General features: G+C 40.0%; 16 protein-coding genes. 10 read left to right on the forward strand and 6 right to left on the reverse strand.

Annotated features, from left to right (window positions below; translation table 11 throughout):
- Positions 1–57: 57 nt before the first annotated feature.
- The 8 genes from QMN06_RS04715 (at position 58) to QMN06_RS04750 (ending at position 6,829) form a co-directional block, all read left to right on the forward strand.
- Positions 58–648: a hypothetical protein gene (locus tag QMN06_RS04715; RefSeq protein WP_281971383.1), complete on the forward strand. Its 591-nt coding sequence runs from the start codon at positions 58–60 to the stop codon at positions 646–648.
- Positions 649–734: 86 nt separating this feature from the next.
- Entirely contained in the window at positions 735–1,313 is a 579-nt protein-coding gene (locus tag QMN06_RS04720; protein WP_281971384.1) for a histidine phosphatase family protein, read from the forward strand.
- Positions 1,314–1,402: 89 nt separating this feature from the next.
- A complete protein-coding gene (locus QMN06_RS04725; RefSeq protein ID WP_281971385.1) occupies positions 1,403–1,579 on the forward strand; it encodes a hypothetical protein in 177 nt (58 codons plus the stop codon).
- Positions 1,580–1,609: 30 nt separating this feature from the next.
- On the forward strand, positions 1,610–3,319 hold the full coding sequence (locus QMN06_RS04730) for an NAD(P)-binding protein (RefSeq protein ID WP_281971386.1): 1,710 nt from the start codon (positions 1,610–1,612) through the stop codon (positions 3,317–3,319).
- Between the two features lie 56 nt (positions 3,320–3,375).
- The gene (locus QMN06_RS04735) at positions 3,376–4,341 is read left to right on the forward strand and encodes a tripartite tricarboxylate transporter substrate binding protein (RefSeq protein WP_281971387.1); all 966 of its coding nucleotides are present in this window, start codon (positions 3,376–3,378) and stop codon (positions 4,339–4,341) included.
- Between the two features lie 229 nt (positions 4,342–4,570).
- On the forward strand, positions 4,571–5,089 hold the full coding sequence (locus QMN06_RS04740; protein ID WP_281971388.1) for a hypothetical protein: 519 nt from the start codon (positions 4,571–4,573) through the stop codon (positions 5,087–5,089).
- A 173-nt stretch (positions 5,090–5,262) separates the two neighbouring features.
- On the forward strand, positions 5,263–5,787 hold the full coding sequence (locus tag QMN06_RS04745; protein WP_281971389.1) for a hypothetical protein: 525 nt from the start codon (positions 5,263–5,265) through the stop codon (positions 5,785–5,787).
- Positions 5,788–5,851: 64 nt separating this feature from the next.
- Entirely contained in the window at positions 5,852–6,829 is a 978-nt protein-coding gene (locus tag QMN06_RS04750) for a S8 family serine peptidase (protein ID WP_281971390.1), read from the forward strand.
- A gap of 26 nt (positions 6,830–6,855) precedes the next feature.
- Here QMN06_RS04750 and QMN06_RS04755 read toward each other — a convergent pair whose 3' ends face one another.
- Positions 6,856–7,161 carry a PaaI family thioesterase gene (locus QMN06_RS04755; protein ID WP_281971391.1) on the reverse strand — a complete coding sequence of 102 codons (306 nt, stop codon included), beginning with the start codon at positions 7,159–7,161 and terminating at the stop codon, positions 6,856–6,858.
- 190 nt (positions 7,162–7,351) lie between these two features.
- Here QMN06_RS04755 and QMN06_RS04760 point away from each other — a divergent pair, with 190 nt between their 5' ends.
- On the forward strand, positions 7,352–7,666 hold the full coding sequence (locus QMN06_RS04760; protein WP_281971392.1) for a DUF6150 family protein: 315 nt from the start codon (positions 7,352–7,354) through the stop codon (positions 7,664–7,666).
- Positions 7,654–8,190, forward strand: a complete 537-nt coding sequence (locus tag QMN06_RS04765) for a hypothetical protein (protein WP_281971393.1) — start codon at positions 7,654–7,656, stop codon at positions 8,188–8,190. Before QMN06_RS04760 ends, QMN06_RS04765 begins: the two co-directional genes overlap by 13 nt.
- On the opposite strand, the gene QMN06_RS04770 is transcribed toward QMN06_RS04765, so the two are convergent.
- From QMN06_RS04770 to QMN06_RS04790, 5 genes are read right to left on the reverse strand one after another with little or no spacing between them, the layout of a single operon-like run.
- Positions 8,177–9,244, reverse strand: a complete 1,068-nt coding sequence (locus QMN06_RS04770) for a DUF4407 domain-containing protein (protein WP_281971394.1) — start codon at positions 9,242–9,244, stop codon at positions 8,177–8,179. The two genes, QMN06_RS04765 and QMN06_RS04770, sit on opposite strands and share 14 nt — an antisense overlap.
- Positions 9,241–11,142, reverse strand: a complete 1,902-nt coding sequence (locus QMN06_RS04775; protein WP_281971395.1) for a caspase family protein — start codon at positions 11,140–11,142, stop codon at positions 9,241–9,243. Before QMN06_RS04775 ends, QMN06_RS04770 begins: the two co-directional genes overlap by 4 nt.
- 20 nt (positions 11,143–11,162) lie before the next feature.
- Positions 11,163–12,452 (reverse strand): DUF4407 domain-containing protein, encoded by a 1,290-nt coding sequence (locus QMN06_RS04780; RefSeq protein WP_281971396.1) that lies wholly within the window; start codon positions 12,450–12,452, stop codon positions 11,163–11,165.
- A gap of 2 nt (positions 12,453–12,454) precedes the next feature.
- Positions 12,455–13,024: a hypothetical protein gene (locus tag QMN06_RS04785; RefSeq protein ID WP_281971397.1), complete on the reverse strand. Its 570-nt coding sequence runs from the start codon at positions 13,022–13,024 to the stop codon at positions 12,455–12,457.
- Between the two features lie 6 nt (positions 13,025–13,030).
- Complete coding sequence (locus tag QMN06_RS04790; RefSeq protein WP_281971398.1) at positions 13,031–14,797, reverse strand: OmpA family protein; 1,767 nt, start codon at positions 14,795–14,797, stop codon at positions 13,031–13,033.
- Between the last annotated feature and the right edge of the window lie 56 nt (positions 14,798–14,853).

Consider the following 14,853-nt stretch of genomic DNA (forward strand, 5'->3'; position numbering starts at 1 on the left):
TTGTTAATCACACTAAGCGACTACACTACTTTTTCAATCATAAAAAAGGATTCTGTAATGAAAAAATTAATTATTGCTTCGATGTTGGTTGCGATTACTGGTATGAGCCCAGTCATGGCGCAAAATAAACCACAAGCAATCATTGCGGTTGATGCAGGTCCTGGTATGTTGAATGCATTAGAAGGTGTTCAGTTTCAGGGAAAATTTAAATCCGTTGATGCTAAAACACGTAAAGTGGTTATTGTTGGACCAGAAGGACGTGAATTAGAAGCCATCTTAGGTGATGAAGTGAAAAACTTCGACAAGATCAAGGTGGGTGATATTGTGACAATGACGATTACTAAAGTGATTGTTTCTGATGTCAAAGTCATCAACAATGGTATTAAAGAAAGAGAAGAGACACTATCTTATTCACGCGCAAAAACTGGTGACAAGCCAGCTGGTATTGTTGAACATCAAGTAAAGCTAGTTGCTGATGTGACTGCAATTGATGCGAAGAAAAATATCGTAACCCTCAAGGGACCTTATAAAACCGTGCAAGTAGCGCTAACTCCGGAAATATTAAAAGGAGTTAAAGTCGGAAATCAAATTGAAGCGATCATTACACAAAACATTGCTGTACAAGTAACAGCACCACCAGCGAAATAAGTTACAAAAGCTATCAATCAAAAAAGAACCTTCGGGTTCTTTTTTTGTGCCGTGAAAATATTCTTAGAGGCCCTTAAAATAATCATATGCTAAATACACTCACCAACAAATTTTTCTTTTTTTTCTTAACGCTGATTCTCATCGGGCCACAAGTATGTGCGAGTGAGTTATCCGAACTCATGAAACAAGGTAATATGGTCCTGATGATGCGCCATGCTTACGCGCCAGGTGTTGGCGATCCGACGAACTTTAAACTCAATGATTGTTCGACCCAGCGTAATCTGAATCAAGAGGGGATGAACCAAGCCCAATCGATTGGTAAATGGTTACGCGCACAAGGATTAACAGAGGCAACTGTTTATTCAAGCCCTTGGTGCCGTTGTATCGACACTGCTAAGTTACTCAATCTTGGTTCGCCTCAAATATTGGAAGCCATCGCCTCCACTTTTAATGAGCAAGATTACGCCACTCCCGCCAAAAAGAGTCTGATTGAATGGATGCAAGCGCATGTGAAAAAGCCCAATAGTAAGCCTCAGATCATGGTCACTCACCAGGTCAATATTTTGGCCTATACCGGTGTGAATACCAGTTCCGGAGAGATGGTTTTGGTTCAAGTCAACCAAGATGGAACTGCCAAGGTATTAAAAACCTTCCTACCGCAATAAGTAGTTCGATATAAAACGCACTTCTTAAGTAAGATGGAATATCATAGAGGTATCACATCGGTTAGATGAGACATATTAAGGAGTACGTCATGACTGAAGTCAAAAAATCATTTTCTTCAAGTATTAAAGAAGCATTAGCCAAAAAACAAGCGGCTGCGCATCCAGAATCCAAAGATGGCAAAGGCGACGCTAAATCGGCAAAAAGAACCCCCCCGCCTGTTGGTGCAGGTAAGGTTATGAAAAAAGCGGCCGGTCGGGGTCGATAAATAGATCAGTTTTCTGTTTGAAATAGCACCATGATGACCTTACATACCCCTGCTAAGATTGGTATGTTGACGATTAAAAATCGCGTAATCATGGCGCCGATGACAACTCGGTTGGCTACTGTAGATGGATATGTCACTGATGCCTCGATTGCTTATTTTTGTGCACGAGCACGAGGTGGGGTTGGCTTAATTACTGTTGAGATGGCTTCCCCAGAAATCGAGGGCCGTCATCGGGCACATGAGTTGGGTATTTATGGGGATCAATACATACCGGGCCTTACCCGTTTAGTTGATGCTCTTCATGCTAGTGGGGCAAAAGCTTCGATACAGCTGGGCCATGCCGGTGGACACACCCGCAAGGATATCTCAGGATTAACCCCATTAGCGCCTTCTGCATTGCCGCATGATGTCTATGAAGTGACGATGCAAACCATCATGCCCGATGAAATTTCTAAAGAGCGCATTGCGCAAACGGTTGAGACTTTTGTGCAGGCGGCGCTACGGGCGCAAAAAGCCGGATTTGACTGTGTAGAAATCCATGGTGCGCATGGGTATTTACTATCGCAATTTTTATGCCCAGCAGAAAATATACGTCAAGACGAATATGGAGGCTCCATCCACAATCGATTGCGTATCTCGCTTGAAATTATTCAAGGTATTAAAGCCGTTGCACCAGATTTTCCGTTGATTTACCGATTAAATGTCGATGATTTATTTCCGCAAGGATTACAGTTTAGCGATGGCTTTGAGATGGCTAAAATATTGGCTAAAAGTGGTATAGATGCAATCCACATCACTGCGGGGCACTATAAGTCATTACCCTCAGCCGAGCGAATGATTCCGCCAATGAACTATCCCGAGGCCACATTTGCTGATTTTGCACGGCAGATTAAAGATGTGGTGGACATACCTGTTATTACAGTAGGCCGACTTGGCAATCCTGCGATTGCAAACCAACTTCTAGAGAAGGGGCAAGCTGATTTTATTGCGCTTGGAAGAACCTTGTTAGCAGATCCTGAGTGGGTTAATAAAGCTGCCGCTTCTGTTCCTATTCGTCCGTGTATTGCGTGTAATACCTGTGTCAATGAAATGCGAGGCGGCAAACAACTCGGGTGTTTAGTCAATCCCACAGCGGCTCATGAGCTGCAGTATCCAAACATGACACCCAAGGTGGTAGGAGAGCGTATCGCAGTGATTGGTGCGGGCCCAGCAGGTTTATCTTACGCAGCCATCGTATCGACCAACAATGATGTGACCATTTTTGATAAGAACCTGCAAGTAGGTGGGGCATGGTTATTGGCAGCAAAGGCCCCTAGATTTCAGGAAGTAAAAACCAATCCAGCATCATTTGAAAACTTTTGCCAACAACTCCAGCAAACCTGCAAGATGCAGGGAGTCAACTTCCAAATGGGAGTTCATTTGCAAGAAAATGATGCGCGATTATCTGGTTTTGATCGCATCGTGATCGCTTCAGGAGCCACCTATCGTTTTAGGTTGTCATGGCTAGTCAATCTGTTACTCCATCCTTGGATTGCAAAGTTGCCTTTGATAGCAAGTATTTTTACATCTGAGGCCCTCAAGAACTGGTTTTATTACAAAGCACGCTCACCAAACTTCCCTACTTGGATGATCGATAAGAAGATTGCACCTAAAGTGCACATCATTGGCGATGCTAAAACACCTGGCAAGAGTGATGGAGCTATTCAAAGTGCTTTTTGCTTAGCCTTACAAGAGGAGTAAAAAATAGGGGGGTGTGATAAGCTAAACCCTATAAATAAAAATAGAAGGGGACTCACATGAATAAGATGATTCTTTTGCTTTGTTTTTTTGTAGTAGCCATGCAAGCCAAAGCCCAAACGAACTATCCTGATAAAAACGTTACGATGATTGTCGGGTTTCCACCAGGGACTGCGACAGATACCGTTGCTCGTATTATGGCGGAACGTTTTGCTGTCAAGTTTGGTAAACCTTTCATCATTGATAATAAGCCTGGACAAGGTGGAAGTTTAGGTGCTGGAGTTGCAGCTGCGTCAGCACCTGACGGGCATACCTTATTACTCAGCGCTACTGCTCCATTTGCCACGAATCCTCACCTGTATAGCAAACTCAACTATGACTCTAGAAAAAGCTTTGCCCCGATTGGTTTAGTGACATGGTTGCCGTATGTGATGGTGACCAATCCAAAATCAGGCATCAATAGTCTTCAAGATTTAATTGACAAAGCCAAAGCAGAGCCAGATAAGTACACCTATGCTTCAATTGGTAATGGTGCCACTACGCATCTCATGATGAGTATGTTTTGTAGTCAAGCGGGCATTAAGATGGTTCACGTCCCCTATAAAGGGAGTTCTCAATCACAAACCGACGTGATTGCAGGTCAGGTGGATGTTACTTTTGATACTGTTCTGACATTACAACCACATATTAAAGCTGGCAAATTAAAAGCTTTGGCAACTGGCGGATTAACGAGAACCTCATTTTTGCCGGATGTGCCAACCGTCGATGAGCTTGGACTTAAAGGGTTTAATGGTGGTGCGTGGTTAGGCTTGTTCGCCCCAGCAGGGACTCCAAAAGCGATTGTGGAAAGACTGCATCGAGAACTAAATCTAACGATGCAAGAACCCGAGGTCGTGAAAAAATTACAAGGCTTAGGTTCAGAAACCTTGCTCAGTAAAAATCCTGCCGAATTTGAAGAATTTATTCAAAATGAATATATTAAATGGGGACAGCGTGTAAAAGAATCTGGAGCAAAGATTGAATGAGTAAAGACGTATTATTGGGACTTAAGGCTGGCGAGCAGTTGAAAATACTATGAGCATGACAATGGCCTGAAATATTATCGATACGATTATTTTGATATCCACGATGATCTAGAAAATTGTCCGCAATCCTACTTAATCAAACAATTACCCAACATTACGAATCCATTGCATTTTCATGCGCAAAATCAGTTTCAGGTTTTTATTGAAGGATCGGGTAGCTTTGGTCGACATGAAGTCAATCCTTACGTTGTGCATTATGCAGGGGCCTATACTGGCTACGGACCGATCATTGCGGTGTGAACAAGGACTTGATTACCTCACCTTAAGAGGTAGTCGAGATCTTGGCGCTAAGTTTCTACCGGCTCAAATGGAGCTCTTTAAAAAGGGTCCAAAGCATCATTACACTTCACCTTCGATCGAAGAAGAGTCGCAGGAAGTGTTAGATCAATTGGATCATGCGCAAATGAACTGGATTCATCAAGATCAGCCTAGTGGTTTAGGCGTTGGTATCCTCAAGTTACCCAAAAACACCGAATATCAGTTGGCGGTATTGCAAAACATCGCAGGTATTTTTCTGGTTGTCATGCGAGGAGCACTGATTGTGACAAATCAAATCTTAAGAAAAAATGAAACTGTGTATTTACATCAACAAGAACAAAGTTATCCATTACAAACTGGGAATCAAGGATTACAAATATTGATTTTACAGATGCCCTTTAAAGATCCTGCTTATGAATTAAACCTCTGATGACGGTGGTTTTTTTGATTTGATTTTTAGCAAAATCATCCGTAACAGGTATATCTATTTTTACGGATTACTTCTTTGTGCCCAGTTTTAAATTGACTTATTTCAAGCGATGTTTATATAAAGCCCCAAACCTTTTACAAAAGCTGGGGGTTTTAATCGTTTTGTATATCTCCATGTCATTTTCCGCACATGGTTTTGATTTCATCGATCAAACCCATTTAATAGAAATAAGGCAAGGATCTGAGTTGTCCGACAAGGTCAATTTTTACACCGTGGGTGGATATGAATCTGCAAACGGTAGTTTTATCTCCTATACCCCTTGGTATATCAATCATTGGACAGATGCCAGAGTCACTTTTATGACACAAATTTCAGAAACTATCGGCATTATCTGGGGCATGAGTAGTGGAGAGCATGGTGATAAATATAAGATTTATCCTAGTTTGAAGATAGGAATCGCCTATTTTGAGAAGCTTGGACAAAACTCAACCCTATCTTTGAAGGCTACGACCATTTTGAGTGGTAATTTGACCGAGTATCCCTGTACGGCCGATTATGGAGAGATTGGTGGAGTACAAATGGTCAATTGCCGCTTAGCCGCTAGTCCAATACCACCATCTGAAACACTTCAGTATCTATTTAATGATCGACCCTACAACCAGACGGTTGTTTCAATCGAGTACAAATTATATTTTTAAACGTATCAAGTTTTCCAATGAACTGCCGTTAACGTAGATACCAATCAATTTATTCGGAGTCATCATGAAATCTGCGGCACTTCCCTTATCTTCCAAAATTATTTTTAGCGCATCTTTCATGGTTTTTGCACCGATTTCTTTTGCTCAATCTGATTTAGTTTCCACAGCTATTGGAAGTAACCCATCAGCAATGGCAACGACTGCTGTAGTGATACCTAAATCCCAAAATTGGATGAGTTCTGATGTTTCTGCGGCTTGGTCAGCTGGATTTTCAGGTAAAGGAACGACGATTACTGTAGTCGATGATTACTCGAATGCCTCTAAATTTAGTGGCAATATCAATGGTACGGTACAAAACCAAGGCCACGGTTATTGGACATCCCAACAAACTGGGTTAATTGCCTATTCTGCAACAATTAATCGTCAAGACTTTAATACTGGCAGAAATACGGCAGTGCCCCTTGCCGCAAAAGGTTTGAACGTGATTAACGCAAGTTACGGTATGTATGCTCCAGGTGCTTATATTAACTATAACTTTTCCTATGGCGCAGAAGAGACCTCCATGGTTAACTACGCTAAAGGCGGAAACGCAATTATCGTTAAAGCAGCTGGTAATGATGGCATCAACATGGGGACTGTTAATGCCTCCGGTAACTTTGACGCACTGAATAAATCTTTAAAAGGTTTACCAACGACCATTTACGCAGGAGCCTTGTCAAGCAATGGAACAACAACCAGTCAAGCGTCCATGGCCTCTTATTCTAATAAAGCGGGAACGGATCTAACAACACAAAAACAATTTTTAGTTGTTGGCGTGGATAGTTCAAAAATGGGCATTGCAGGAACATCCTTTGCGGCACCGATTATTTCCGGATATGCATCTATTTTGGGTAGTAAGTTTACAACCGCGACCCCAACTGCGATCACCAATCAGTTATTAACTACAGCACGTACAGATACAGTTAAAAACTACAATGCTGCAGTTTATGGCAGAGGTGAAGCTAGTTTATCTCGTGCCTTAGCACCAGTATCGATCAAGTAACTCGATGCTTTTATGGAAAAGGTTTACTAATCAAACCTTTTCCAAACACCTGTAGCAAATCCCACTGGTTTATCGCCCACACAGAGTTGACCGTTTAAGAACACCATACTTTTGGTAATTTTGGTCACTATAGGAGTTAGCTCAACAACTTCACCGAGTTTGACCGCATCTACAAAGTTGTAATTAAATTGAATGGTTGCCGTTGCTTTGGTGCCTGTGCTGTGACGGGCAAATGCCCCGAATGCGCGATCGGTAAATGTCATTAGAGCACCGCCTTGGACGATGCCACGGAGATTTTTATGTTTTATTCCGGAAGGAAAAAGAAAGTGCATGTTGGGACCATCTGTTTTGAAGAAGAATGGACCTGCAATTTGCATAAAGCCTTCGTCAGAAAAGGTTTCCCAGCCCAAGGCTAAGTAGTTTGAAATAAGTTCGGAGTCTGTCATAGAAGGGGATTTGAAAATAAGTTAAACTTTTGTTTAAAGTATAACATTCGACCTCTTTATGAAAGACCTAGAAGCTATGATTCCATTGATTAGACGATTGCTCATCGGCACTTTGCTGAGTTTGTCCTGGAATACGTATGCAGCCAAAATATTTGTGACTGATTATGCTTCTGAAGCGCAGGCAAAAGTGTATGTAACCACCTATCAGTCTGAGGCGAACTGTATTGTGTATGAGACCAAATATCAATCCGATACAGGATCCGGAGTTTGGTACTTTACCAATTACAAGAGCGAGGCTCGGGCAGTTATTTATTACACCAAATACAAGTCAGAGGCAGATTTAATTGTTCATTTTACGAACTATAAATCTGAAGCGAGATGTCGCTACTAAAAACAAAACAACTTACTCTGACAATTATTCTCTCGTTTGGAGTAATTTGTACCCCAGTCAATGCGGGAGTCATTGATGGTATCTTTCGATTATTTTCTAAGGCAGCAGCTCCTGCTGAGGGCGTTATTGTGAAAGAAGAAGGCAAAATTTTGGCGAATGGTGGCAAAGTAATTGACGACACATCGGGAGTTACAGACGATTTTTTTAAATGGTTTAAAAGGATGATTGGCGTACCTGTCGATACAAAATTAGAGAATGAATTGGCAAGACGATTTGGAGATTACGCAAAGAAGAAAGTGCGTAATGAAACCAAGGAGTGCGCCATGAAAATTTATAAAGCGAATGAGAACAGACAAAGTCAATTTAAAAGATCGGAAGAAAAGTCTAGAGATTTATGTGCTGGTGCAGTCCTCAAATGCTTAGACACGAAATATCGCAAGGTTAAAAATCCAACAGAGCAAATGTTTAATTTTTGTATTAAAGAAATCAATACCAATATCCAGCAGTACGTCAAACTGAAGTAGATGATTCTTTCTGAAGAATAGACTGCGCATCCTTTTTGGATAATTGTTCAAGTTCCAGTTTTTTCTCACGAAGTAATTCTTCGGGAAGAGTGTAGTAAGGAATATGAACAGACTCAGTTCCGACAAAGACGTTCCTAGATTCTGGAAGCACACCGTGATTGCTTAAAGTTTCATGATTTTCATATTCCACCAGATAATCGTAGATACCTGGGATATAAAGTGCTTGGTATAAAGACGGAAACACCAGAATCAGACAAATGAATATGCATATTAAGAGCATTAATTTCCTATTTTTAGCATATGCTTTCTGAATATTTTTAATTAAGCCATCATCATTTTGGATAGCAATTTTTAGTTGTTCTTTTTCAAAATTAATTTTCGATCTAAGTGTTTCAATTTCAGTTTTTACCGCCTCAGAATCTTCACTTAACTTTGTTGATTCCTCTTGCAGTTGGGTGACTTGATCTTTTACATTTAGTGTGACTGATTCTAAGTCCTGTAATTGAGATTGATTGGTGTTGGCTTTAGCATCAAGAACAATTAAATTTTTATATAGTTTTAATAGTTGAGCATTGTGTTTTTGATCGATACTTTGGTTAAGCTTAGTTAATATATCGGCTTCATTTTTTAAAACCTCTTCTTTGTATTCGTGATGAGTAACCACTACGGTGAGAGGTATGCTGATGGATAAGCCAATTAATATGGCAAAAAATAATTGAATAGTGAGTCGCGGAAGTAATCCAATCGTAAATTCTTGTTTGTGGGTAGAGACTGAGGATAGAGAAAAACGATAAAAGTTAAAGACGATTAAGGTCCAAACAAACGAAAGTAAAACAATAAAAATAATATTAAAAAAATCTCGCGTCGTTTGATTGAATCCCTTAGGGAAATGGACTAAATATAATGAATAACTAATAGAGCATAAGGCAAGAAGAGAGATAACCAAAACCAAGATCCCTAAACAGTTGTACATCACACGTTCAGCATCTGAGGATAGGTCGAGAAGATGATTATCTTTTCCAGCAATTCGTTGTAGAAAGTGTCCTAAGCTCATGATTTTCCCAAAGCCTGATACAGGTCGTCGACCGCTTCACGTCCAGTCCGAATATTTTTATTTCGACGTTCTAAAACATCTGCATTTTCAGAAAAAGGATTAGGTAGTTGCGTATTGATGGACTCATTGAGTAGGGACCTTGAAGAGATCTTATCTCTCACTCTATTTTTAAAGTTAGTGTAGTTCTCTTTCGATTTGAGTTGGTATTGATGGAATAGAGAGTTTAGATTGACACTATCCTCTTCATTTCTGAAGCGACGATAGTTCATTAAAGCCACCCCCATGTTTTCACGATAAATAAATCCGCCCGCGAGAATAAACCAAATAAGAAGACTCAGAAGTGCAGAGCGATGGGAGGGCTTGATAGATGAGCCATCGTCATCACCTAAGGTTTGGTTTGACCATAAGTAAGAGTAGTAGTAAAGCGGGTTGAAGTGATCCTCACTAAATTTCTCTTCAATCTTATTTTTCCGATTATTTTCACTTGCAGTCAAATCTTGTTTTAAGTCCTCGGAAATTTTGACATATTCGCTAATACAGTTAAATAAAAGGTCCTGCCTATCAAAGCTGGGGTCATTAGATATTTTTGTATTTTGACATTTGTTATTTGATATTTTTTGATCCGGTTTGATTTTTGCAACTTCATTGGTTTGTTGCTTTGCATTTTGAATTGCTAGAATTAACGGCTCTTCGAGAAAATTAATCGAAGTAGGATGTTGTTGGACCCAAAAGTCTTTCGCAAGTTCAGCCTGAACTTTCTTAAAAATAGAATCTATATCTATTTCTTCATTAATGTATTTAATGACAGGTCTAGTAAATACACCATTAGTTCCTCTTGGTCCATCGCTAGAGGTTTCACCTGCAGCTGCAGCTAACGCAATGTATGTATTTGGGCCAGCACCTTGAGTGGCAAAACCCGACTCATTTTTATTTGCTGCGTTAGATCTACAAGCATCAATGACATAAATGTTAGCTAATACCTTTTTGTCGCTAATTTTTTGCATGATATTGTTGAGTTTAACAAGTGCCTCAAAATCAGATCCACTGTCAATTGGAGCAAAATAGTTATATTGATCTATTTGAGTACCATGACCACTGTAGTAGACAAAACTCACATCACCAGGCTGTAAAGAGTTCACAAAAGTATCGATGTTCGATTCCATGTCATATCTTTTAGCATCCAAAACCTTAGTCACTTGAAATCCCATCTTAGTTAATTTAGCACTAATACCCTTAGCATCGTTGATGGGGTTATATAAAGGATCTTGGGGATATGCTTGATTTCCAAATACAAGTGCTTTACGAGCCGAACGAGAAATATCCAATGAGCCATTAGCATTTTGATTATTCGCAACTTGGGTATCATTTTGCGGAATATAGAGACTTAAATTTCCACCTAGAGAATTAATTTTTTCACGAATTTTTGCCAGATCAAATTTAGCATCGGCGTATTCAGCGTTATGTAAATCCTCTAAGCTTTGGATACGTAATTGGTATTCGAGTTGGTTGAGGCTGGCAACTTTGTCTTTATCGAATTGGTGGCTGATATAAATTAAGATTGGTTGCGTGAATAAGACCGTGAGTAGTAAATAAATAAATATATTAAAACGATTCGGCTCACTAGCAATGTCATCACTTTTTTGGGTTCCAAAATGCTCCCCGCGATTGGAGATTAAAAGACCTTGAATCGCAATAAAGCAAACCAACACTATGAGTCCCGCAATGATGGTTACGAGATATGATTGGGTAGTGATTTTAAAAAGATAGACTGCCGAGAGTGCACATAATATGCAACTGATAATAGACCAAAGACTGTATAGCTCAATCTTCCTGCGATCTGGCGCAGGAAGTTTAACGAGGTTTGAAATATCAAACCCGGAGAGCTTGGAAAAAAACATATCGACTTAAGTCAAATACATTAGACCTTTTTTGATGGAGCTAATTGCACGTATTTTTCCGGACTATTTGAAATGTCTTTACTCACGAGATTTTCAAACTGCTCCAAAGCTTGCGACGATAATCGTGCTTCGGAATTTAAATGGGCAATCGAAGACTTTAGAGATGCCTCTGCTTGATGAAATATCTCAATTTCTGCTTGTTGACCATAATTACCAGACATAGTAATGGCTTTTCTTTCAACGGCATATCTTGCAGCCACAATCTCTCTTTGGTTCTCAGTTAAATAGTGATAAGGGCCATTACGAATCATCAATTTATAAAGAATAGGGGCTATTTCAATAGAAAGTAAGAGCAGTGTTAATGCCCATGAAACGACAGGATAAGCTTCATGTGCCCACATAATTTGATTGACCAGACCATTGAGTTTCTCACCATTTGTATTGATTTCAGCTAGTTTTTTTGCGTGTTTTTTGTCAATGCCATCGATTTCATCTTTAAATTTATCCACTTCATCTTTATGCTGTTCATCCCAGGCTTTGATATCATCCGCTTTTTTCTGAGCTTGAGCTTCTAAGTTATCAGCATTTGCCATCCGTGCTTTATAGATAGGGCCTGTTCCGGAAACGCCATTACCATTTTTTCCGGAAGCCTCTTTATTGGCATCGACCCGTTCTTGAACAGCTTTATCTTGCAGTTCTTGTCTTTCTTTTTCAAATCGGACGCGATCAGCACTGACCGTGTCAAACTTTTCTTGAGAAATTTTATGCTCACTTTCATAGCGTTCATTTTCAATAGGAGTTCTATTTTGAATATACTCATCTTTTTTCTGTTGATAGATGGCTTCTAATTCGGATTTCATGATCCGAATTTCAAGCGGCTTGGATAAGGTAAAGCCAATAATCAAGGCCATGATTAAACGTGGAATCGCACCCGTGAACTCTTCCCATGTAATTTTTTCAGTACCATCACCATGACCTGTGGAGGAGACAATAAAGCGGTCGAGATTAAAAATAATCAATGCCCAAACAAAACCAAATGCAATAGACATAATAGAGGTAATCAGGCCGCTGATATTTGGATCTCTAAACACAATATAAAAGGCATAAGAGGAAGATATGAAGGCCAAAACCCCTGTTGCTAATACAACCCCACCAATACCTTCTTCTTTAATTCGTTCAGATTGCGGACAATGTTTTAATAATTGCAGATCAGCGCCTGCACAAAACCATAAAAACTTACTGATTTTGCTTTGATGTAACTCACCCTCATCCGGGTATCTATATTGGTCAATACTCTCAACAAGGCTCATTTCTAACTCCCTTTCTGATGTTGTTTATTCGATTTTGGTATAAATTTAATTTCTTGATAATTGATACTGGCTTTAAGAGGTGGGGCAGTAAAACGGTAAGTACTTAAATGTTCTTGCTTAACCGATTGGCGAAGCTGCATTTTGGGTGAAAAAATTCGGATTCTTGGAACCGTGATTTTGGCTGACAAACTTTTTGAGAAAACACTTTTTAAACCCTGCACTTGGCTCTTCAAGCGACTCAGCTTAGGTTGCGGCAAGGGTCCAACCTTTAAGACTGCAGGTTGGACGAGGGCAACATCAAGGTTGTTACTTGGAGATTGAATTTGCTGACGGATATGTCCAAAAAGATTTTTAAAACTAATCGTAATCGCTTGATTCTTTGGAACGTCTAATTCGTAAACACGTGATTTCCACCAAACCCATTGCGAGAATGGGATTGATTCATTTTCAAGCGTTGAGACCTTGAGTCGTCCCCAGCCTGATACTTGGACTTGTAAGCGCGTAAAAGGACCTGATCCCCTAACAATATGAGGAAAATCGATTGCAGTAATTTGAGGGCGAAAGTAGTTCATGGCTAATTATTGGGTCTTAAAGTTTGCGCATTGAATGTTTACCTCAACCCGGCGGTTGATGGAATTGGCGACGTCATTCGGAAGAATGGGTAAGCTATAGCCAAAGCCTCGAGTTTCAATTTTCTCGGCACTAATAAAATCGTTTTCGACTAAGTAAGTTTTAATGGCGTTGGTTCTTTCCACGCTCAGGTTAATGTTGTTCACATATCCATTCGGTGTTTCATCGCCAAGATCTTTACTGGTATATCCAGAGATAATAATTTTCTCAGGATTATATTGTTTCAAAATCATACCCAAGCGGTAAAGTTTGATATTGGTGTTGGGGTCGATGTCTGAACTATTAAAGGCAAACGGAATATAAATTCGATTATTGCAGTTATCGAGTAATTCTGGCTTTTGGTTTGCTTGATCTAAGGATATGCGTTGACCATTCGGGTTATTTTGTGAGGCATCATTGATCATTTCAGAGTTCACATCATGATCGGTGAGGATATTCACTTGTTGTTGGATGTGACTTGCAGCAATCTCAAAAGAATTCGTTGTTGGTGTAAATCGACAGTCCCGATCATGGATTTTGCACCAAGATATTAGGGCAACCACCAAGAAAGCCAGCAGTAAAGTCTTCACAAAGCATGACCTTAAAAAGGCGCTCAGTAGGAAAGCTACCGCCGTCACAATTAAAGCCTGTTGACTTAGCTCATGACACTGTTGAATAAATGAAGGCCAATAGCCAATGGTTAGAGCAGCGCCAGAGGCAATTAATAAGATAAGTCCAAAGAGGATGCTTAAGAATCGATTTTTGATTTGTAAATCATTTTTGCCAAGTGCCTCATCTAGCCAACACACAATAGTAATAAAGAGAATAAATAAACCAGCGATTTTTAGTGTGCAGGTGATCCAAATCAGGATAAAAAGAAGGATATGTAAGAAGGTCGAGCAACTAAAGCAGGTATCGTAAGGGTATTCTGGCTCTGTGATGACTTGATCATCCACAACAGTTTCTTTTTGCGGACCTTTACTAAACTCTTGAACTTTGGTGACAGCTTGTTCAACGATGCTTTTCGGTTCTTCTTCTATTACATCTTCTTTAGGATCATGTTCTTGCACAATCCCATAGCCAGTTCCTTTGATGCGACCAAAGCGTTTGGTTGCATCATGCGCAGCAGACTCGACACTACCAACAAATTCCCATTCGTGGAGCCGAAAATCACGAAGAGCCACACGATTGACCTGTGGTTCCTCAGAATTCAGATGAGGAGTTTGTACATCGACAGGGAAGATCAGTGGACTCGTAAAAGGTCTTATCTCATTTGGGCCAATCGTTGTTGGCGGACTTGGGATACGAACGATATTTTTTAAAAATGAATGTTTAAATAAAATATCAAAATAATGAGCATTACCAGGAGTTTCTGATTTGGTTCTAAATTCAGGTTTGAGGACTCCCTCGTAATCACCATCAAAGTCTCCCTTGACCCATACATCGTTTGTACTAGTTGTTTTAGGTTGAAGATCTAATTTAAACCAAGTATTTTCTTGACTATCCCACCAATCAAACATGCCTTGATGGCAATTTAAACAATCGATAGGGGGTCGATCCTGAGAAGTTTGGACTTCGTTGCAAGCATTACAAACAAGGGTGGTATTGGAGTTGAGAGGGTCTAATACAAAATGACTGGTACTCGTTGAGCCACAAGTCTTACATCCAGGCGTAGCAATTTTCGCCTCTTCCAAGCAGTGATGACATTGATATCGAAGACGCTGAGAAGAAGTCATGAAGGGTGATGTCAGGGTAATTGAACTCACCAAAATATAACATATTTAAGATTTTT

This window comes from Polynucleobacter sp. SHI8, assembly GCF_027944005.1.
Lineage (GTDB): Bacteria > Pseudomonadota > Gammaproteobacteria > Burkholderiales > Burkholderiaceae > Polynucleobacter.